This is a genomic window from Pseudaestuariivita sp., from assembly GCF_052825805.1.
This window is the reverse complement of sequence record NZ_JBRBVB010000009.1, coordinates 164,860-182,213: the sequence shown is the minus strand read 5'-3', so window position 1 is coordinate 182,213 and position 17,354 is coordinate 164,860. Positions and strand designations below refer to the sequence as shown.

General features: G+C 64.7%; 20 protein-coding genes. 7 read left to right on the top strand and 13 right to left on the bottom strand.

The window, feature by feature from the left end:
* Positions 1 to 14: 14 nt before the first annotated feature.
* Both ACU0B3_RS11350 and ACU0B3_RS11345 read right to left on the bottom strand, forming a co-directional pair.
* On the bottom strand, positions 15 to 821 hold the full coding sequence (locus ACU0B3_RS11350; RefSeq protein ID WP_446260965.1) for an ABC transporter permease: 807 nt from the start codon (positions 819 to 821) through the stop codon (positions 15 to 17).
* 49 nt (positions 822 to 870) lie between these two features.
* Positions 871 to 1,737, bottom strand: a complete 867-nt coding sequence (locus ACU0B3_RS11345) for an ABC transporter permease (RefSeq protein WP_446260995.1) — start codon at positions 1,735 to 1,737, stop codon at positions 871 to 873.
* Positions 1,738 to 1,918: 181 nt separating this feature from the next.
* Between ACU0B3_RS11345 and ACU0B3_RS11340 the strand changes: the two genes are divergently transcribed.
* Positions 1,919 to 3,334 carry an FAD/NAD(P)-binding protein gene (locus ACU0B3_RS11340; RefSeq protein WP_446260964.1) on the top strand — a complete coding sequence of 472 codons (1,416 nt, stop codon included), beginning with the start codon at positions 1,919 to 1,921 and terminating at the stop codon, positions 3,332 to 3,334.
* 224 nt (positions 3,335 to 3,558) lie between these two features.
* Here the strand turns inward: ACU0B3_RS11340 and ACU0B3_RS11335 are convergent, their stop codons facing one another.
* The 8 genes from ACU0B3_RS11335 to ACU0B3_RS11300 form a co-directional block, all read right to left on the bottom strand.
* Positions 3,559 to 4,275, bottom strand: a complete 717-nt coding sequence (locus ACU0B3_RS11335; RefSeq protein WP_446260963.1) for a hypothetical protein — start codon at positions 4,273 to 4,275, stop codon at positions 3,559 to 3,561.
* A 143-nt stretch (positions 4,276 to 4,418) separates the two neighbouring features.
* The gene (locus ACU0B3_RS11330) at positions 4,419 to 5,144 is read right to left on the bottom strand and encodes a transporter substrate-binding domain-containing protein (RefSeq protein ID WP_446260962.1); all 726 of its coding nucleotides are present in this window, start codon (positions 5,142 to 5,144) and stop codon (positions 4,419 to 4,421) included.
* 64 nt (positions 5,145 to 5,208) lie between these two features.
* Entirely contained in the window at positions 5,209 to 5,985 is a 777-nt protein-coding gene (locus tag ACU0B3_RS11325; RefSeq protein ID WP_446260961.1) for an ABC transporter ATP-binding protein, read from the bottom strand.
* A 53-nt stretch (positions 5,986 to 6,038) separates the two neighbouring features.
* Positions 6,039 to 6,809: a phosphate/phosphite/phosphonate ABC transporter substrate-binding protein gene (locus ACU0B3_RS11320; protein WP_446260960.1), complete on the bottom strand. Its 771-nt coding sequence runs from the start codon at positions 6,807 to 6,809 to the stop codon at positions 6,039 to 6,041.
* A gap of 3 nt (positions 6,810 to 6,812) precedes the next feature.
* The gene (locus tag ACU0B3_RS11315) at positions 6,813 to 7,247 is read right to left on the bottom strand and encodes a tellurite resistance TerB family protein (RefSeq protein WP_446260959.1); all 435 of its coding nucleotides are present in this window, start codon (positions 7,245 to 7,247) and stop codon (positions 6,813 to 6,815) included.
* Between the two features lie 58 nt (positions 7,248 to 7,305).
* A complete protein-coding gene (locus tag ACU0B3_RS11310) occupies positions 7,306 to 7,743 on the bottom strand; it encodes a tellurite resistance TerB family protein (protein ID WP_446260958.1) in 438 nt (145 codons plus the stop codon).
* Positions 7,740 to 8,033: a DUF1330 domain-containing protein gene (locus ACU0B3_RS11305; RefSeq protein ID WP_446260957.1), complete on the bottom strand. Its 294-nt coding sequence runs from the start codon at positions 8,031 to 8,033 to the stop codon at positions 7,740 to 7,742. The genes ACU0B3_RS11310 and ACU0B3_RS11305 overlap by 4 nt, the downstream gene beginning before the upstream one ends.
* An 88-nt stretch (positions 8,034 to 8,121) precedes the next feature.
* The gene (locus tag ACU0B3_RS11300; protein ID WP_446260956.1) at positions 8,122 to 8,253 is read right to left on the bottom strand and encodes a hypothetical protein; all 132 of its coding nucleotides are present in this window, start codon (positions 8,251 to 8,253) and stop codon (positions 8,122 to 8,124) included.
* Between the two features lie 75 nt (positions 8,254 to 8,328).
* On the opposite strand from ACU0B3_RS11300, the gene soxR reads away from it, so the two are divergent.
* Positions 8,329 to 8,787 carry a redox-sensitive transcriptional activator SoxR gene (gene soxR / locus ACU0B3_RS11295; protein ID WP_446260955.1) on the top strand — a complete coding sequence of 153 codons (459 nt, stop codon included), beginning with the start codon at positions 8,329 to 8,331 and terminating at the stop codon, positions 8,785 to 8,787.
* Positions 8,788 to 8,826: 39 nt separating this feature from the next.
* Here soxR and ACU0B3_RS11290 read toward each other — a convergent pair whose 3' ends face one another.
* From ACU0B3_RS11290 to ccmI, 3 genes are read right to left on the bottom strand one after another with little or no spacing between them, the layout of a single operon-like run.
* Positions 8,827 to 9,066, bottom strand: a complete 240-nt coding sequence (locus ACU0B3_RS11290) for a DUF1289 domain-containing protein (protein ID WP_446260954.1) — start codon at positions 9,064 to 9,066, stop codon at positions 8,827 to 8,829.
* On the bottom strand, positions 9,063 to 9,542 hold the full coding sequence (gene ruvX, locus ACU0B3_RS11285) for a Holliday junction resolvase RuvX (protein WP_446260953.1): 480 nt from the start codon (positions 9,540 to 9,542) through the stop codon (positions 9,063 to 9,065). The genes ACU0B3_RS11290 and ruvX overlap by 4 nt, the downstream gene beginning before the upstream one ends.
* Positions 9,542 to 10,762, bottom strand: a complete 1,221-nt coding sequence (gene ccmI / locus ACU0B3_RS11280) for a c-type cytochrome biogenesis protein CcmI (protein WP_446260952.1) — start codon at positions 10,760 to 10,762, stop codon at positions 9,542 to 9,544. The genes ruvX and ccmI overlap by 1 nt, the downstream gene beginning before the upstream one ends.
* 228 nt (positions 10,763 to 10,990) lie before the next feature.
* Between ccmI and ACU0B3_RS11275 the strand changes: the two genes are divergently transcribed.
* From ACU0B3_RS11275 to ACU0B3_RS11255, 5 genes are all read left to right on the top strand, one after another.
* Complete coding sequence (locus ACU0B3_RS11275) at positions 10,991 to 12,235, top strand: sarcosine oxidase subunit beta family protein (protein ID WP_446260951.1); 1,245 nt, start codon at positions 10,991 to 10,993, stop codon at positions 12,233 to 12,235.
* Between the two features lie 855 nt (positions 12,236 to 13,090).
* Positions 13,091 to 13,333 (top strand): hypothetical protein, encoded by a 243-nt coding sequence (locus tag ACU0B3_RS11270; protein ID WP_446260950.1) that lies wholly within the window; start codon positions 13,091 to 13,093, stop codon positions 13,331 to 13,333.
* Positions 13,334 to 13,435: 102 nt separating this feature from the next.
* Entirely contained in the window at positions 13,436 to 13,768 is a 333-nt protein-coding gene (locus ACU0B3_RS11265; RefSeq protein ID WP_446260949.1) for a sarcosine oxidase subunit delta, read from the top strand.
* A gap of 82 nt (positions 13,769 to 13,850) precedes the next feature.
* Complete coding sequence (locus ACU0B3_RS11260; protein WP_446260948.1) at positions 13,851 to 16,796, top strand: sarcosine oxidase subunit alpha family protein; 2,946 nt, start codon at positions 13,851 to 13,853, stop codon at positions 16,794 to 16,796.
* Positions 16,789 to 17,340: a sarcosine oxidase subunit gamma gene (locus tag ACU0B3_RS11255; RefSeq protein WP_446260947.1), complete on the top strand. Its 552-nt coding sequence runs from the start codon at positions 16,789 to 16,791 to the stop codon at positions 17,338 to 17,340. The genes ACU0B3_RS11260 and ACU0B3_RS11255 overlap by 8 nt, the downstream gene beginning before the upstream one ends.
* The last annotated feature ends 14 nt before the right edge of the window (positions 17,341 to 17,354 follow it).

The window sequence follows — 17,354 nt, the reverse complement described above, 5'->3', positions numbered from 1 at the left end:
AATAAACTCAAATCCTACCGCAGCATCACGCGCGGCGCCCGCATCTTCAGGCGCGCCTCCTGCGGCAGATGCCGATTGAGCCGCCGGTTCACCAGCCCGAAGACACCCAGGATCACCAGCGTCAGCAGAATGAAATACCCCGCTAGGATCGGGTAGGGGACAAACGGGTTGAACGTCCGGTCGGCAAAGTAATTGGCATAGTAAAGCGCATCCGCGCTCTGCCGCTGCGCCGGAAAGCCGGTAAAGAAGACCAGCGTTGTCGCATGAAAAAGAAAGATCGCCTCGTTCGTGTACGCCGGCCAAGCAAGCCGCATCTGCGTCGGCCAAAGGATGCGCCGGAACCGCGCCCAGCCCGCGAGCCCATAGGCGTCCGCCGCCTCGACCTCGCCCTTGGGAATCGACTTGAGCGCCCCGTGAAAGATCTCCGCCGAATAGGCGGCGGTGTTCAAAAACAGCACCACCAGCGCCCCCGCCGCCGCAGACGTCAGAAAGTCCGTGCCGGGCACCCCGTCCTTAAGACGCAGGAATATGAAATACGCCAGAAAGAACTGGATAAAGAGCGGCGAGCCCCGGAACAGCAGGATGAACGCCTCGGCAGGCTTGCGCAGACGCCGCCGCGCAGAGGCTTTGGCCAGCGCCACCGCATTGGCCAGCACGAACCCGGCTGCAAGCGCCAGCACACCGAAATAGACGTTCCAGATCATGCCCGAGCCGATCAGCACGAACTGCTCGCAGAGCGTGATGTCCTCGCGCGGCAGCAGCCGCTCACCATAACCCAGCGAACGCAGCCCATAATCCTGCACAGTTTGCCAGCAGCTCATCGCGCAGACCTCATGCGAGGCCGCCCGAGAGGGCGGACGAGCGCGCACGTCATGCCGCGTCTCCCAGCGTCGCCTGTCCGCGATTGAGCCGCACCGTCAGCCGGCCCAGCACCACCTCCGACAGCTTGGTGAACCCAAGGTAAAACACCAAGAGCGCGAGAAAGTACCACAGCCGCCAATCCCCATGCGGGTAATCCGTAAACCGCGACGTCTTGATCCCGCCAAGCTCGCGCGCCCAATAGACGATGTCCTCGACGCCAAGCAGGAACAGCAAAGGCGTCGCCTTGATCAGCACCATCCACAGGTTCGACAGCCCCGGCAGCGCATAGACCCACATCTGCGGCACAAGCACCCGCCAGAACGCCTGCCGCTCGCTCATCCCGTACGACTGCGCCGCCTCGATCTGCCCCTTCGGCACCGCCCGAAGCGCGCCGAACAAAACGTTCGCCGCGAAGGCCCCGAACACGATGGCAAAGGTCAGCACCGCCAGCGCAAACCCGTAAAGCTCGTGCACCCATTGCGGCGCATTGCCCAGCGGCAGCTTGGCCTCGGTGCAGACCACAAAGTCGTTGCCCTGCCGGATCGGCTCGGTCCACTCGGGACACAGCGCCTGATGGCGCAGCCACTCGAACCCCTGATCGAGCGCGATCACGAAAAAGAGGAAAAAGGCGATGTCCGGCACGCCCCGCACGATCGCGATATAGCCCTTTCCGAACCACCGCACCGGCGCCACACCCGACCGCGCCGCGACTGCGCCTCCAAAGCCGAACAGTAGCGCCGTCGGCGCCGTGACCGCGAGCAGCACCAACACCGTCACAAACGACCAATAGGCCGTCAGGTGCTTGCCCGTCGTCAGGTAGCACGCAAACCAGCGCGCCGTCTCGAGCGTGGCGGGATCGGTACAAAACGAAAAGATGGCGCGGCCCCGCCGTTGATTCTGCCCGGAAACTCTACCGCAATCGCCGCGCGATGCCAGCGCCCGGCGCGCAAACCAGCCTCGCAGTTGACAGACCTGCGCGCAGCGGCAAGGACATGAAGGCCCGCGCGCGACTGAGCCCAGCGTGGGCCAAGACAGGGTCGAAAAGGGGGGACGCACCATGCCGCACCGCACGCATGCCATCGTCGGCGACGGGATCACGGCCTTCGCCTTCCTGCAGGCAGCGCGCTTTGCGCCCGGCACGCGTATCCTGCTCATCGGCCCGAACGCGGACGCCTTCGGGCGCGGCGTCGCCTACGCCGCAACCGATGAGGCGCCATGGCGCTTTTCCTACCTGCTCAATTCCCCGGCGGACGACATCGATTCCGCCTTTGCCGTTTGGCTCGAGCGCAATTTCGATGACCTGCGTGCCCGAATGCAGGGGCGCCAACCCGACTGGCTTGCCGCCGCAGAACCTCTTCTCGCGGCGCAAGACCTCTACGGCGTGAACGCGCCGCGCGAGGTCTATGGCGACTACATGGAAGAGTGCGTGGCCACCCGCATCGCCGCGCTCGAGGCGACCGGCGTCGAGGTCGAACGCCGCACGGACACCGCGCTGACCCTGCACGAAACAGAAGGCCGCCTGCACCTCACGCTGGCATCAGGGGACACCGTCACGGCGGACAGCGTGGACATCGCGCCCGGCGGCCCGTCGACGTTGCGCATCGAGGGCGACGACGGCGCGTTTGCGGTGCCGACGCTCTTTGGCAACGAGGCGCGCATCGCCGAGCACATCACTGCGGGCGCCGAAATCTTCTGCGTCGGCGGCAACGCCTCGATGCTCGACACACTGCGGCTCTGCCAGTCCCACTTGCCGGACGCAGACGTCCGTCTCGTGGCCTGCGCGCCTGACGGGATGGTGCCGCCGCCGCTGGTGCCGCGCCTGCCGCGCAAGCTGACCGAGCCGGTGCTCTCCCGAGGCCATGCCACCGCTGCGCCCTTCCTTGCCGAAGTCGAGGCGGCCATCGCACACGCCAAAGCGCAAGGCGACGAGATGCGGGAGATTCGGGCCGGCTTTCGCGCCCATTTCCTCGAGCACGGGCTCAGCACCTACGTCACCGACCCCGATGAGGCCCGCCGCGTCCCGGCGGCACTGCGGTTCTGGCTCAGGGGCGGGACCCGTGACACGATCCTCGATTTCGCGCGGCTGCAAGAGACCGGCCAGACCCGGATGCTCACCGGCGCCGTTGCGCGCATCGAGCACGGCTCGGAAGGCGCGCGGGTGGTGATCCGCGACGCGGAAGGCAACGAGAGGGTGCACGAGACCGGATTCGTGGTGAATTGCGCAGGCGCCGGGCCGACGTCCCGCTACGATCCGCTGACCGAGCACCTTTTGGCCGAAGGACACCTCACCCGCTGCCCCATCAGCCGCGGCCTTGAAGTCGGCCCTCATTGCGCGCTGCCCCTGCCGGGCGTGCGCTATCTCTCACCCGCAGTCTCGGTGGTAGGCGGAGAGGCGATGGCCATGCCGCTTTATGACGCGCACATGCTCCGCACGCTCGTCATCCGCGCCTGCGCGCCGCCCCAAGCCGCCTGACGCCGCTCAGCACATTTGCGCCGAGGCCACGTCGCGGCAATCGACAAGCTTGGCATGCAGCGGGATCGACACGGCGATGAAGCTGGCGAAGAATACCGCTATAGATAACTTTATCATTTAATCTCTGTGTAGGGCGCTGTGAGACAAGACATAGAGTTTTCAAGAGAGATATTCAAAAGTGTTTCCCAAATAAATTAGAATAATTTCGTCTCTAATCGGAAGATTTAGGAAGAAGTATATGTTATTACAAACAAGAGCCCTTGCAAAAAGGGGTAAGTGGCCGCGGTTATGCCAATGATGACCAGCAAAGTGGTCATAATACGAACTCGGCGAAAAGCTACATCCTGTAGTCTGAGGAATTTCCAAATAAGGTTGTGAGTTGATCTGTTGTCCGTACTCACAACGGATACTGCCGGAACGACTGGTTGCGCGTCTAATAAAATAAATTGGGACTCGTCGCTTGGAATGGAGCGCAACCGAGTGCCAGCAATTAGATCGTTGAGGTCCGTATCAGTTTCGTCTCCAGACAGCTCCAAGCTTCTGCGGGTGATACGCAGTTCGTCTAGGAACGCATCGAGTTCAAAGCCTTCTTGGCTAAGCCGATGCGGCAACGCATTCTTGAAGTAAATGGCGGCATAGTCTGCGGCTTCATCTTTTAGCATTGTCGCAGTGAAACCTTCAGCTAGTGCCTCAGATGATGTTTTGTATTGCCTTAAAAAAGCTGGGCAAAAAATTGAATATAGTAGACGGGCAAAAGCTAGAAAAATTGCAGAGTAATAAAGAACGATCCAATTGAATGGGATATCAAAGTAAATTTTGAGCGCGGGTTCTGCATTGAAGGGTGAAATAACAGTGAACGCAGGGATTTCTTGAGAAACTCGCAGAAATATAGGGAGAAGTAAGATCCACACATACGTCGAAGCTACAAACCTATTGTCCAAAATACGTTTGAGACTGCTCCATCTTAACGCCTCAATTTCAGAGTGAGCGTCCTCGGATTTGTCTGGTAGCAGGAATTTAGTCAGGAGGAAATTTCCGTCGCAGGGATGGGAATTGGTGGGAGCTACGCTCCCACCGGTCTTGTTTAGAAGAGCTCGGAGCCCGGCAGGTGCTTTTCGATCAGCGCGTTGAGCGAGCCGTCGTCTTTCATCGACTGGATCGCGGCGTTGAACTTTTCCTTGAGCTCGGTGTCGCTCTCGCGGATGCCCATGCCGATGCCGCCGCCGATCAGCTCGCGGCGCTCGAGCATCATCAGATCGCCGTCATCGGCGGCAATCGGCTCGAGGTAGGAAAAGTCCGCCAGCACCGCGTCGGCCTCGCCGGTTTTCACGGCGGCGATGGTCTCTTCGGGGGTGGCGAACTCCAGCAGCGTCCAGCCCTGCTCGGCGATGAAGCCGGCCTGGATGGTGTTGGTCTGTGCGGCGATCACGCCGCCCTCGAGGTCCACGTCCATCGAGGTCGCGATGTAGGCCGACGGGTCGGGCTGGGTGTAGTTCTGCGTGAAATCAATGACTTCGTCGCGCTCGTCGGTGATCGACATGCCGGCGATGATGGTGTCGTAGTTGCCCGAGACGAGGTTCGGGATGATGCTGTCCCACTCGTTCGTGACCCATTCGCAGGTCAGTTCGGCACGCATGCACAGCTCGTCGCCCAGCTCGCGCTCGAACCCGTCGACCTCGCCCGCGTCGTTGATGAAGTTGTAGGGAGGGTAGGCGCCCTCGGTGCCCATGCGTACGACCGAGTGGCCGTCGGCGAGGGCAAGCGTGCCGGCAAAGGCCAGCGCGGTGGTGGTCAGGATCAGCTTTTTCATCGTGTTCTCCCTAGCGATGAGTGGTCTGGTTGAGTGATCTTTGTTGAGTGATTGATGCGGGCAGTCATAACGCCTGCCGCGCGTTGAGAAAGCCCTGCAGGCGTTCGGATTGCGCCATGCCAAAGACGCGGGCAGGCGTGCCTTCTTCCTCGATCTTGCCCTGGTGCAGGAACACCACGTGGTCCGAGACGTCAGCGGCCATCTGCATGTCGTGGGTGACGATGATCATCGTGCGCCCCTCTTCGGCGAGCGCCCGAATGACGCGCACGACCTCCTGTTCCAGCTCTGGGTCGAGGGCGGAGGTCGGCTCGTCAAAGAGCAGCGCTTGAGGCTCCATGCAGAGCGCGCGCGCAATGGCGGCGCGTTGCTGCTGGCCGCCGGACATCTGGGCGGGGTAGACGTCGGCCTTGTCGCCGATCCCAACCTTGGCGAGGTAGTCGCGGGCCTTGGCCTCGACCTCGGCCGGATCGCGTTTCAGCACCGTCACCGGCGCCTCCATCACGTTCTGCAGCACGGTCATATGCGCCCAGAGGTTGAACTGCTGGAACACCATCGACAGGTTTGTGCGGATACGCGTGACTTGCCGCGCGTCTGCCGGGCGCCGCGCGAGGCCGGCGCCTTTCCAGCTGACCGGCTCGCCGTCAAAGACGATCTCGCCCTGTTGGCTGTGCTCGAGCAGGTTGGCGCAGCGCAGGAGCGTGGATTTGCCGGACCCCGACGAGCCGATGAGCGAGACGACCTGCCCCCGGTTGGCGGTGATCGACACGCCTCTGATGACCTCGAGGTCCCCGTAGGATTTGTGGAGGTCGCGGATTTCGATGACCGGGGTGGCAGATGTCAAAAGGCGCTATCCTGCGGATGTGCGGACGGGTTCAGCCGCGGACTATCGCGTGATCAGACAGGCTTGTCCAGATCGGCGAACGCTGGGTCATCCGCGACGCTGGGAGGGTTCGGCAAGGCGAGGTAGGTCTCTTTGGGGATCTGGATCAGGCCCTTGAGATCGAGCGCGTGCCGCGTCTCCTCCGGGATGGTTTCAAGCGCGGTTTCGACCGCCGCGCGGACTTTTGCGCCTTTGCCCTTGGCGGTGATGAAGGGAAGGCCCGGCGTCGGCTCCGTCAAGTCCAGAACGATCAGCCGCGCGGTGAGGTCAGGCTCGTACCGTTCCAGGAGCCGCCAGGTGTGCGCATCGATCGCTGCGATCCCGGCTTTGCCGTCGATCACCGCCTGCGCCGAGGCGACATGCGCGCCGGTCTTCAGTGATTTGGTGAACGCCAGCCCGTGCGCCGCGAGGTGGAGCGTCGGCGCCGCGAGGCCCGACTGGCTGTCATAGCTGTTGAGCGCAAGGCGCAGGTCGGCCCAATCCTCTGGCCCTGTCCCGCGAAGCTGCGGCAATCCCACCAGCATTGACCGGTAGTAGCCCGGCGGGCACCCCGCGAGGCCATAATCCGGTGTGCCGACCAGGTCGACGTACTCTGCCAGCGACCAGCGGTAGGGCAGGCTGCAGGTCTGCGACAGCACCAGCCCGCGGTCCCGCCAAGTGCCCATCAGGTGCTGCGGCCGCGCGAGCGGCGTGCGGGCCTCGCGCAGGGCGTCGCTGATGTGATCCCAAAAGACCTGGTGCGCGGCCTCCGTCTCGGGGCGCATGTACATCGGAAAGGCGCCCATGGCCTAGCCGGCGACGCGCTGCCGCGCCATGTTCGAATCGCGGTCGTTGACCCCAAGCAGTGAGGCGACCAGCCGCAGGAGCGCGTCTTCCTCCGCCGCACGGTCGCCATCGGCGAGCACCACCTGCCAGAGCGCCTCGATCACCGCGATGCGCTCGTCGTAGGGCACGACGTCCTTGATCGCGCGGGTAAAGCGCACGGTGTCGGGCGCCTCGCCCTCGAGCGTTTCCGCCTCAGACTGCAGCTTTTGCGCCTCGAACGGGGAGAGTTTGTAGCGCGCTGCGATGATCTTGCCGATGCGCTCCTTCTCGGCGCCAGAATACTCGCCATCGGTGCGCGCCACACGCACAAGCAGGGCGGAAAGCGCCAGCCGCGCATCCGCGTCGGGCAGGGGATCGGGGGCGGGGCCGGTCAGGCGGGAGAGAAGCGCTTCGAACATGGCATAGCAGGTAGGCGTGTGCGGGCGGTCTGCCAAGGGGCGAGTTGCGCGCGACGCCTTACCCCATGACCTCCGCCCGGGCCGCGGCGCTGTCGGCGCGGGAGACGCCAAGGGTGCCTTCGATCAGGCTGACCAGCGCCTCTTCGTTTTCGTGGCGCACCCCGTCGGCGAGCACGACCTGCCAGAGCGCCTGCACTGCGCCGACCCGTTCGGGGTAGGGCACGGTCTCGCGGATGAGCGCGGCGAATTCTTCGGTCTCGGGCGCCTCGGCTTCGATCTTTTCACACGTTGCGCGCAGCTTGGCGGCCTCGATCGGGCCAAGCGCGTTGCGCAGCGCAAGGATGCGGTCGATCTGCTGGATTTCCGCGACGCGGTAGGTCGTGTCGGACTTGGCCACGCGCACGAGGAGCGCTCCCAGAGCGAGGCGCGCGTCTGGCTCCGGCAAGGGCTCGGGCGCGGGATGGGCAAAAAGCGCGCGGAACCGGTCGAGGATCATCCCTCGTACCCCTCGCAGATCACCAGATCGCTCTCCGCGATGCCCTGCCGCAGGGCGATGGCCTTTTGGTAGCCGGGCGAGTTGTAGCAATCGAGCGCCGCCTGGTAGCTGGGAAACGCGATGACGACAGTGCGCCCGCGCGCCGCGCCCTCGGCCAGCTTTCGCACGCCGCCGCGCACGAGGAACGTGCCGCCGTATTCCGCAAGCGGCGCGGCGTTGGCCGCCTTGTAAAGCTCGTAGGCGTCCGCGTCGTGCACGTCGCCATGGGCGATCCAGTATCCTTTGGGCATGTCTCTCTCCGCTCCGGGGTCGGCGCAGCGTCGCGCAAAGCCGGGAGTGGAGCAAGAGGTCCCGGGTCAGGCCCAGGACAGGAGGCACTCAGCGCCAAGTCCAAGGCCCGCTGAGCCCGATGTCCCGCGCCAGATGCGGGTCGGCACGCAGCGCGTCCATGTGGCGGCGTTTGCGGATGAGGTCTTCGCGGCGCAGAAGCCAGGCGAGAGGGTTTTGCATCGTCATTGTCCTTCTTGACAGGCGCAGGGATGCACTGTTGGTAATCCCTCAAGCGAACTTGAGGTCAAGCGAAAGATGGCGAAAAAATCGAACAAACGCGCAGTCCCGAATGACCTGAGCGTGGGCGCTATGGCGGAGCGGGCTGGGGTGCCGGTCTCCACGCTGCATTATTACGAGGCCGAGGGCCTGATCGAGAGTTGGCGCACGGATGCCAACCACCGCCGCTATGATCGGCGCGAGCTCAGGCGCCTGTCGATCATCCGCGTGGCGCAGCAGGTGGGGATCCCTTTGAGCGAGGTCAAGGAGGTGCTGGACACGCTCCCACGCACCCGCGCGGTCACAGCCAGGGACTGGGCGCGGGTCGGCGCCCTCTGGCAGGACAGGCTGCGCACGCGGATCGCCCTGATGGAAAAGCTCGCGGGCCACATGGACCATTGCATCGGCTGCGGCTGCCTCAGCCTCGAAAGCTGCCCGCTCTACAACAAGGACGACACCCTCGGCTCTGACGGATCAGGCGCGCGGCGCTGGACGTGACGGGGCGCACTTTTTCCGAGCGGAAACAGTGCTGGCGCCTCAGACCGCCCGTTTCGAAAGCCGGGCCGCGCGCCCGCCGCGGCGTTTCTTGAGCCGACCGGCGCGGCCAGGCAGGTCGGACATGATCGCGGCACGCTCTTCGTGAGAATAGCGTGACCATGCGCCGATCTCGTCGATCGAGCGCAGGCACCCCGCGCAGAGGCGCGAGCTTGGCTCGATCACGCAGATCTTGACGCAGGGGCTCTGGATTTCGTCCCGTTTCCAGACGTCGTCGCTCACGGTGTGTCCTTTCGGATATGCGCCAGCCGGTCGAGCGCCCCTTGCAGGATATACGCCGCCGCGACTTGATCGATAACCTCCGCGCGACGTTTTCGCGACGTATCCGCCTCCAAAAGCGCGCGCTCGGCGGCCACGGTGCTGAGCCTCTCGTCCCAAAGCGTCATCGGCAGGTCCGTCAGAGGCGTGAGGTTGCGCAGGAAGGCGCGCGCCTTCTGGCAGCGCGGCCCTTCGGAGCCGTCCATGTTGCGCGGAAGGCCCATGACGAGCCCGCCAACCTCGCGCGCGCCAATCCACTGGATCAGCTCTCGCGCGTCGGTCGTGAACTTCTTGCGCCGGATCACGTGCACGGGCGTGGCCGTCGACAAAAGCCGGTCCGAGAGCGCCAGCCCAATGGTCTTTTCCCCCAGATCGAGGCCCATCAGCGCGCGCCCCTGAGGCACCGCTGCCGCGAACTCCGCCGGGTCTTCGAAGAGCATCAGTCGATCCCCGAAAGCTGCGCCGCGCGCTGGATCGGCACCAGGGCGCCCGGCGTGTCCGCAAAGACCTCCTGCGCATTGTCCCAGACCGCGCGGGCCTGCCCTATGTCGCCGATCACAACCAGCGAGCGGATGAGCTGCGCCCATTCCTGCGGCGTGCCGCCTTCGGTGGCGAGCTTGTCCGACAGGCGCCCGACCATGCCGCGGATCATCTCCATCCGCTCTTCCGGCGTGAGGTCTTCGGCAGCGTCGATGTCGTCCTGGGTCGGCCCACGCAGGTCGCGGTCCGGGGCAGGGGGTGTGTAGCGCTCGCCGGCCTGCGCGGCGATGCTCTCGATCTGTGCGCGGATGGGCGGGATCCAAGGCGCCTCCTCTGGCCCGCGCTCCAGAAGGTCCGACCAGAACCGGAAGGTCAAATCCGCACGACCCGTCTGCAGGTACATCAACCCGTAGTAGTACCGCGCCGAGCCCAGCGTCGAATTCAGCGTCAGCGCCTCGTTCAGCACCGCCTCGGCCTCCGGCGAGACATACTCACCCGCGGCCAGGATCATCAGCTCCGCCTTGGTCGCGATATCGGCGGCGGTGACCGCGTCGCCCTTGATCTCCAGCACCTTGTCCTGCGCCTCATAGGCGGCTCGATAATTGCCCAGGGCGCCCTCGTACTGCACCAGCAGCTGGTGCCCGCGCAGGTCCGTCGGTCGGTCCGCCACGACCTCCCGCAGCTGCTGCACAAGACCCAGCACTTGCTCGGAAGCATCGACGACGGCTGGCGGCGGAATGTCCGCCTCCGCCTCCGCCTGCGAGGGGCGCGTCTCCTTGAACTCGGCGGCCAGCGCCAGACGGTGCTCGAGGCCGAAATCGCCGTACCCCGGCGCGCCGATGGTCACGTAGGTGTAATAGGTCCCGCCGGCAATCGCGCAGGCCAGCACGCCGCCCACCGCCCAGTTGACGGAGCTGGACGGCCCTGCGTTCAGCCCCTGTCGCCCGGCGTCGGCGGCGAGGATGCGGCGCGAGATCTCCGTCCGCACGCGCTCGGCATCCTCTGCGCCCAGCACGCCGCGCGCGAGATCCCGGTCCACCTCCGTCAGCTGGTCGCGGTAGACCTGCACGTCAAAGTCCTGCGCGCCCTCATCGGACCCGCGCCGCAGCGCGAGCACCACGATCGCGCAGGCCACCAGCACAAGCAGCCCCGTCGCCAGCCAGAATCCCCAAAATGCCATCTTGCGCCCAAACCCTTTGCGTGCCGTCCCGCAGGTACCTAATGTGCCTGCCGGCGCGGCAAAAGGGACAAGTGCGGCGCAGCGCCCAATTGCGACAAAAGGTGATGTCGCTAAGAACGCGCTGGATGCCGCATGGCGTCACCTGACGCGCGCCGGGTTTTGGCATCAGATCACACATGGGCCGGCCCGGGAAATGCGGACCGCGCCGGCACATGACGGGAGTGCACGATGAAACGCTATTCGGCCTTTGCCATCGCCCGCGAGGCGCTGCGGTCCCACACCGGCTGGGGTCGCGCCTGGGGAGCGCCCGAGCCGCGCCCCTCGTATGACGTGATCATCATCGGCGCCGGCGGACATGGCCTCGCCACCGCCTACTACCTCGGCAAGCGCTTCGGCATCACCAACGTCGCGATCCTCGAAAAGGGATGGCTTGGCGGCGGCAACACCGGGCGCAACACGACGATCATCCGCTCGAACTACCTCCAGGACGCGTCGGCAGCGATCTACGAGAAATCCCGCTCGCTCTACGAGACGCTCAGCCAGGACCTCAACTACAACATCATGTTCAGCCCCCGCGGCGTCATGATGCTCGCCCAGACCCACCACGAGGTCCGCGGATACCAGCGCACCGCCTTTGCCAACAACCTCCAGGGCGTCGAGACCGAGTTCATCGGCCCCCAGCGCGTCAAGGAGCTCTGCCCGATCATCGAGCTCAAAGGCCCCCGCTACCCCGTCATGGGCGCGCTCTGGCAGCCCCGCGGCGGCACCGCCCGGCACGACGCGGTCGCCTGGGGATACGCCCGCGCCTGCACCGACATGGGCATGCACATCATCCAGCAATGCGAAGTGACCGCCGTCCGCTCCGAAGGCGGCAAGGTCACCGGCGTCGAGACCACCAAGGGCCCCATCGGCTGCCAGAAACTCGGCGTCGTCGTCGCGGGTCACTCGGGCGTCGTCGCAGACATGGCCGGCTTCCGCCTGCCCATCGAAAGCGTCCCGCTGCAGGCACTCGTCTCCGAGCCGATCAAACCCTGCATGGACGTGGTCATCATGGCCAACACCGTGCACGGCTATATGAGCCAATCCGACAAGGGCGAGATGGTGATCGGCGGCGGCACCGACGGCTACAACGCCTACACCCAGCGCGGCTCGTTCCACCACCTCGAGGAGACGGTGAGGGCGCTCATCGAAACCTTCCCGATGATCTCCCGGCTCAAGATGCTCCGCCACTGGGGCGGCATCGTCGACGTCACGGGTGACCGCTCCCCCATCCTGTCCAAGACGCCTCTCGAGGGATGCTTCATCAACTGCGGCTGGGGCACCGGCGGCTTCAAAGCCATCCCCGGCAGCGGCTGGGGCTTTGCCGAGCTGATGGCCAAAGGCTCCTCGCCTCTGACAAAGGAGTTTGGTTTGGATCGCTTCACCGAAGGGCGGTTCATCGACGAGTCCGTTGCTGCGGGGGTGGCGCATTGAACTCTGGATACTCTGTAGACCCACTCACGTCGACACTTCCCATTGCTCCTTCTCAAAAGTCAAAAAAGCTGGCTCTCTTTAGCTGTGTGATCCTAGGAGCAGTTTGGATTTTTCTTACAGCGGTTTCTGCGAGCCAGCGCGATCCTGAAGCTTTTTCTAGAGCAGGAGCACTAGGTGTTGCGACAACTTTAGTTGGGTTCGCTTTAATTTCTGTACAGCGAAATCGACATCGAGGCTATGCGAATGCAGCTCTCATCCATAGCCTTCGCTCATACGTGTGGTCGACTACAAAAGCACTCGAAATACAACTTTTAGAAAAGATCGCCACTTTATTCAATTCTCGCCAACTACCAGACGATGCGGAAATGGAGCGTAATGTCAGAGCACCAATTCGGCACAATATAGGCACCATTGACGCTTGGACGCTTAGATCACTGGAAGAGATGAATCGCACCTCAGACGAACTGGATTACTTGGTTTATCTGGAGTGTGCCTTGCTTGTGCCCGCTACTGTTCAGTGGGGCTACGGTGACTGGTTTGTCGCACACCTGTGGAACTGCGGGGTCAATCAATGCTAACCGTCAAATTCCACCACTGCGGCGTCATTGCCGACAAGTCCGGACTCCGCGCGCTGCGCGCTGCGCATCTCAACCGCATGTGCTCTGTAAATTGCCGACACGCATCAGTTTCTGATTTATTTGCCCTTATCAAAGCCATGCGCCACGGCATCACCCAACCTAACCAACGCACGCTCCCAACTGAGCGCGCCCACCACAATACCCCCCAAAAACTTCGGAACGCCCCCCGGCCCCTCCCCGTTGTGTCGCCAACCAAAGACACGAAAGGAGGCCCGACATGGCCGACGCACACAACACCAGCTCGCACCACACAACCACCGAAAAGACCGGGGGCGGCAACGGCATGGCCTTCATCCTCGGCGCCGTCGTCGTTGTGCTCGGCATCCTCGCCTATGTCGTCTTTGGCGGCGCGCTCCCCTCGGGCGGCGAAAGCTCCGACGTCACGATCAGCATCGAAGGCGCAGCTGACGCGGTCGAAGGCGCGGCTGGCGCCGCTGCCGGCGCAGCCGAAGGCGAATAACAAAACCCGCGCGCCCCACCGCGCACCCGCGATGACACCGATCCGGCGCTCCTGCCCGAGCGCCGGATTTTTTGCGTTCCGCCCAGCCGAGGACAATGGCCCATGCTGACCCTCAAATGCCCCTATTGCGGCGTCATGGCCGACGAAACCGAACTCCACGCCGAGGGCGAGGCGCATCTCAAACGCTTCGGCCCCGGCGCGTCGGACGCCGATTTCACCGCCTACCTCTTCCAGCGCGAGAACCCCAAGGGCGTGCATATCGAGCGCTGGCGCCACGCCTACGGCTGCGGCAAGTACTTTCACGCCGTCCGCTGCACGCGCACGCTCGAGGTCTTCGGCACGTACCCGGCCCAGACGCTCGCGCCGCCGCAAGAGGTCAAGGACGCCATCTCCGTCAAACGCCCCGGCTGGAGCTGGCGCGAGATGGCCGAATGACGCGCCGTCCCGTGCTTCTCTGGTTTAAAAATACCTCCGCCGGAGGCTCCCGCACCCACAACCCACGCCAAGGTCCAAAACGATGAGCCACAGACTGCCCCAAGGCGGCCGCCACATCGACCGCAGCAAACCGCGCAGCTTTACCTTCAACGGAAAGAGCTATCGTGGCTACAAAGGTGACACGCTCGCCTCGGCGCTTCTGGCCAATGACCAGATGCTCGTCGGGCGCTCGTTCAAGTATCACCGCCCCCGCGGGATCGTCGCTTCGGGCGCCGAGGAGCCCAATGCTCTGGTCAACCTTGGCACCGGCGACCGGGCCGAGCCGAACCAGCGCGCCACCACGACCGAGCTGTTTGATGGGCTGACGTGTACCTCGCAGAATCACTTCCCGTCGCTCGAGCACGACATCGGCGTGGTGAACAACGCGCTCTCCAAGTTCCTGCCCGCGGGCTTTTACTACAAGATGTTCATCCACCCGCGCCCCTTCTGGAAGCACATCTACGAGCCGTTCATCCGCAAGTCCGCAGGTCTCGGAAAGGCGCCCGATGCCGAGGCGCGCGACGTGGACACCTACGAGCACTTCTACGCCCACGTTGACACGCTGGTGATCGGCGGCGGCGTTGCGGGCCTTCAGGCGGCCTTGAAAGCAGGTGAGGCAGGCAAGGAAGTCCTCCTTCTCGAGCAGACCCCGCACTGGGGCGGCCGCGCGCCGGTTGATGGTGGCGAGGTGAACGGCAAGCCTGTGACCACTTGGATCGCAGACACCCTCGCGAGGCTCGAGGCCATGCCCAACGTCCGCCTCCGCGCGCGGACCATGGGGGCAGGGGTCTATGATCACGGCTACGCGCTGGGCTACGAGAGGGTCGCGGACCACCAGCCCGGCAGCGACGCACCCCGCCACCGCCTCTGGCGCATCCGGGCGGGCGAGATCATCACCGCCACCGGCGCCATCGAACGCCCGCTCTCCTTTGCCGGCAACGACATCCCCGGCGTGATGCTCGCCTCGGCCATGCGCGACTACCTCGTGGAGTACGGCGTCGCGCCCGGTCAGCGCGTGGCGATTGCGACGAACAACGACGACGCCTACCGCACGGCGCTTGCGCTCATGGACGCCGGGGTCGAGATCGCCGTGATCGCCGATGCGCGCGAGACCGCAGGCCCTCTGATGGAAGAGGCACGCAATCGCGGCGCCCGTGTCGAGCTGGGCCATGCCATTGCCAAGGTCATGGGCGGCAAGCGCGTCTCCGGGATCGGCCTCTGCCGCATGGACTCCGATGGGGGCGCCGTCGACGAGATCGCCTGCGACGCCGTTGCCATGTCCGGTGGCTGGTCCCCCGTGGTGCACCTCTGGTCGCACTGTGGCGGCAAGCTGGTCTGGGACGAGACCCGCGCGATGTTCAAACCCGACGCCTCCCAGCCGCCCACAGGCGCGGATGGCACGGGGTTTGTCTCTTGTGTTGGCGCTGCCAACGGCGATCTGACCCTCCCTGAAATCCTCGAAGGGGCGGAAGCGACGGACGAAGCGCCGCTCTCCCCCGTCTGGCAGATGCCGGCGCGTGCTGAAAAGCGTCTCCAGTCGAAATCCTGGCTCGATTTCCAGAACGACGTGAAGGTCTCAGACGTTCGGCTCGCCGCGCAGGAAGGCTACGAGAGTGTCGAGCACACCAAGCGTTACACGACGCTCGGCATGGCGACGGACCAGGGAAAGCTCAGCAACATCAACGGTCTGGCGGTGCTGGCGGATGCGCTGCACAAGGATATCCCGGCGGTGGGCACGACGACCTTCCGCCCGCCCTACACACCCATCTCGATGGGCTCGATCGCGGGCGAGGCGCGGGGGGAGCTCTTTCAGCCGATCCGTAAGACGCCGATGCACCACTGGCACGACACACACGGCGCGGAGTGGGAGCCGGTTGGCCCCTGGCGCCGCGCCTACGCCTATGTGCGGGATGGCGAGAGCATCCATGACGCGGTCATGCGGGAGGTCACGAACACCCGCCAGAACCTCGGCCTGCTCGATGCTTCGACGCTGGGCAAGCTGATCGTGAAAGGGCCGGACGCGGGCAAGTTCCTCGACATGATGTACACCAACATGATGTCGACGCTGAAGCCCGGGCGCTGCCGCTACGGGCTCATGTGCTCGGAAAACGGCTTTCTGATCGACGATGGGGTGGTGGTGCGGCTGGATGAGGAGACCTTCCTCTGCCACACCACAACCGGCGGCGCGGACCGCATTCACGGCCACATGGAAGACTGGCTGCAATGCGAGTTCTGGGACTGGAAGGTTTGGGTGGTGAACGCCACCGAGCAGCTCGCACAGGTTGCCGTGGTGGGCCCAAACGCACGAAAAGTGCTGGAAAAGCTGGGCGGGATGGACGTGAGCGCCGAGGCGTTGCCCTTCATGGCGTTCAAAGACGGCGAGATCGGCGGGATTCCCTGCCGCGCCTACCGCATCTCGTTTTCCGGCGAGCTCAGCTACGAGATCGCGGTCGACGCGAGCCGAGGGCTCGAGTTCTGGGAGATGCTGATGGAGGCGGGCGCCGAGTTCGGCGTCATGCCCTATGGCACGGAATGTCTGCACATCATGCGGGCCGAAAAGGGCTTTATCATGATCGGGGACGAGACCGACGGGACGGTGATCCCGCAGGACCTGAACATGCAGTGGGCGATCTCCAAGAAGAAGGACGACTTCCTCGGCAAGCGCGCGCAGGAGCGCAGCCACATGGCCGATCCCGCACGGTGGAAGCTGGTGGGGCTCGAGACGACCGACGGCTCGGTCCTGCCCGATGGCGCCTATGCGGTGGAGGACGGCTGGAATGCCAACGACCAGAGGCGCGTGCAGGGGCGGGTGACCTCGACCTACCACTCCCCGACGCTGGGCAAGGGGATTGCCATGGGGCTTGTGCGGCACGGGCCGGACCGCATGGGCGAAGTGCTCGACTTCCCAGTGCCGGGCGGCAGCGTTGTGAGGGCCAAAATCGTCGATCCGGTCTTCTATGACCCCGAGGGGGAGAAGCAGAATGTCTAAGGCGGTGGTTTTGACGCAGGGGTTGGCCGAGGTCAGCCAGATGCCAGCGACGGGCATGCTGACGATCCGCGCGGACCTCAGCGATCCGGCGGTGATCATCGCGCTGACGGCCGTGACGGGGACCGAGATGCCGGGCGTGGGCCAGATCGTGCGCGGCAGCGACGTGGCGCTGGGCTGGATGTCTCCGGACGAGGCGCTGCTGCTCTGCGCGCATGGCGACGCGCCGGCCAAGGTGTCGGTCCTCGAGGGCGCTCTGGCGGAGTGTCACGCATTGGTGGTCAACGTCTCGGACGCGCGGGCGTATTTCACGGTGACAGGCGCTGCGGCGCGCGATGTGCTGGGCAAGCTGACCCCGGCAGACTTGCGAAGCGCGGCCTTTGCAGACGGCACGCTGCGCCGCACGCGGCTCGCGCAGGTGGCAGCGGCGCTCTGGGCCGAGGGCGAGCAGGTCCATGTGGTGTGCTTCCGGTCGGTTGCGGATTACGTCGCGCAGCTTTTGCGCACCGCTGCCGACGCGGACGCGCCCGTGGGCTGGCACGGGTGACTTAGCGGCACAGC

Excerpts from the sequence above, each read along its gene's own strand:
- ACU0B3_RS11340 (WP_446260964.1), top strand. The coding sequence starts at position 1,919 with ATGCCGCACCGCACGCATGCCATCGTCGGCGACGGGATCACGGCCTTC.
- ACU0B3_RS11315 (WP_446260959.1), bottom strand. The coding sequence starts at position 7,247 with ATGTTCGAAGCGCTTCTCTCCCGCCTGACCGGCCCCGCCCCCGATCCC.
- ACU0B3_RS11270 (WP_446260950.1), top strand. The coding sequence starts at position 13,091 with ATGGCCGACGCACACAACACCAGCTCGCACCACACAACCACCGAAAAG.
- ACU0B3_RS11305 (WP_446260957.1), bottom strand. The coding sequence starts at position 8,033 with ATGCCCAAAGGATACTGGATCGCCCATGGCGACGTGCACGACGCGGAC.
- ACU0B3_RS11300 (WP_446260956.1), bottom strand. The coding sequence starts at position 8,253 with ATGCAAAACCCTCTCGCCTGGCTTCTGCGCCGCGAAGACCTCATCCGC.
- ACU0B3_RS11265 (WP_446260949.1), top strand. The coding sequence starts at position 13,436 with ATGCTGACCCTCAAATGCCCCTATTGCGGCGTCATGGCCGACGAAACC.
- ACU0B3_RS11320 (WP_446260960.1), bottom strand. The coding sequence starts at position 6,809 with ATGGGCGCCTTTCCGATGTACATGCGCCCCGAGACGGAGGCCGCGCAC.
- ccmI (WP_446260952.1), bottom strand. The coding sequence starts at position 10,762 with ATGGCATTTTGGGGATTCTGGCTGGCGACGGGGCTGCTTGTGCTGGTG.
- ACU0B3_RS11330 (WP_446260962.1), bottom strand. The coding sequence starts at position 5,144 with ATGAAAAAGCTGATCCTGACCACCACCGCGCTGGCCTTTGCCGGCACG.
- ACU0B3_RS11275 (WP_446260951.1), top strand. The coding sequence starts at position 10,991 with ATGAAACGCTATTCGGCCTTTGCCATCGCCCGCGAGGCGCTGCGGTCC.
- ACU0B3_RS11255 (WP_446260947.1), top strand. The coding sequence starts at position 16,789 with ATGTCTAAGGCGGTGGTTTTGACGCAGGGGTTGGCCGAGGTCAGCCAG.
- ACU0B3_RS11350 (WP_446260965.1), bottom strand. The coding sequence starts at position 821 with ATGAGCTGCTGGCAAACTGTGCAGGATTATGGGCTGCGTTCGCTGGGT.
- soxR (WP_446260955.1), top strand. The coding sequence starts at position 8,329 with ATGGCGAAAAAATCGAACAAACGCGCAGTCCCGAATGACCTGAGCGTG.
- ruvX (WP_446260953.1), bottom strand. The coding sequence starts at position 9,542 with ATGCTCTTCGAAGACCCGGCGGAGTTCGCGGCAGCGGTGCCTCAGGGG.
- ACU0B3_RS11260 (WP_446260948.1), top strand. The coding sequence starts at position 13,851 with ATGAGCCACAGACTGCCCCAAGGCGGCCGCCACATCGACCGCAGCAAA.
- ACU0B3_RS11310 (WP_446260958.1), bottom strand. The coding sequence starts at position 7,743 with ATGATCCTCGACCGGTTCCGCGCGCTTTTTGCCCATCCCGCGCCCGAG.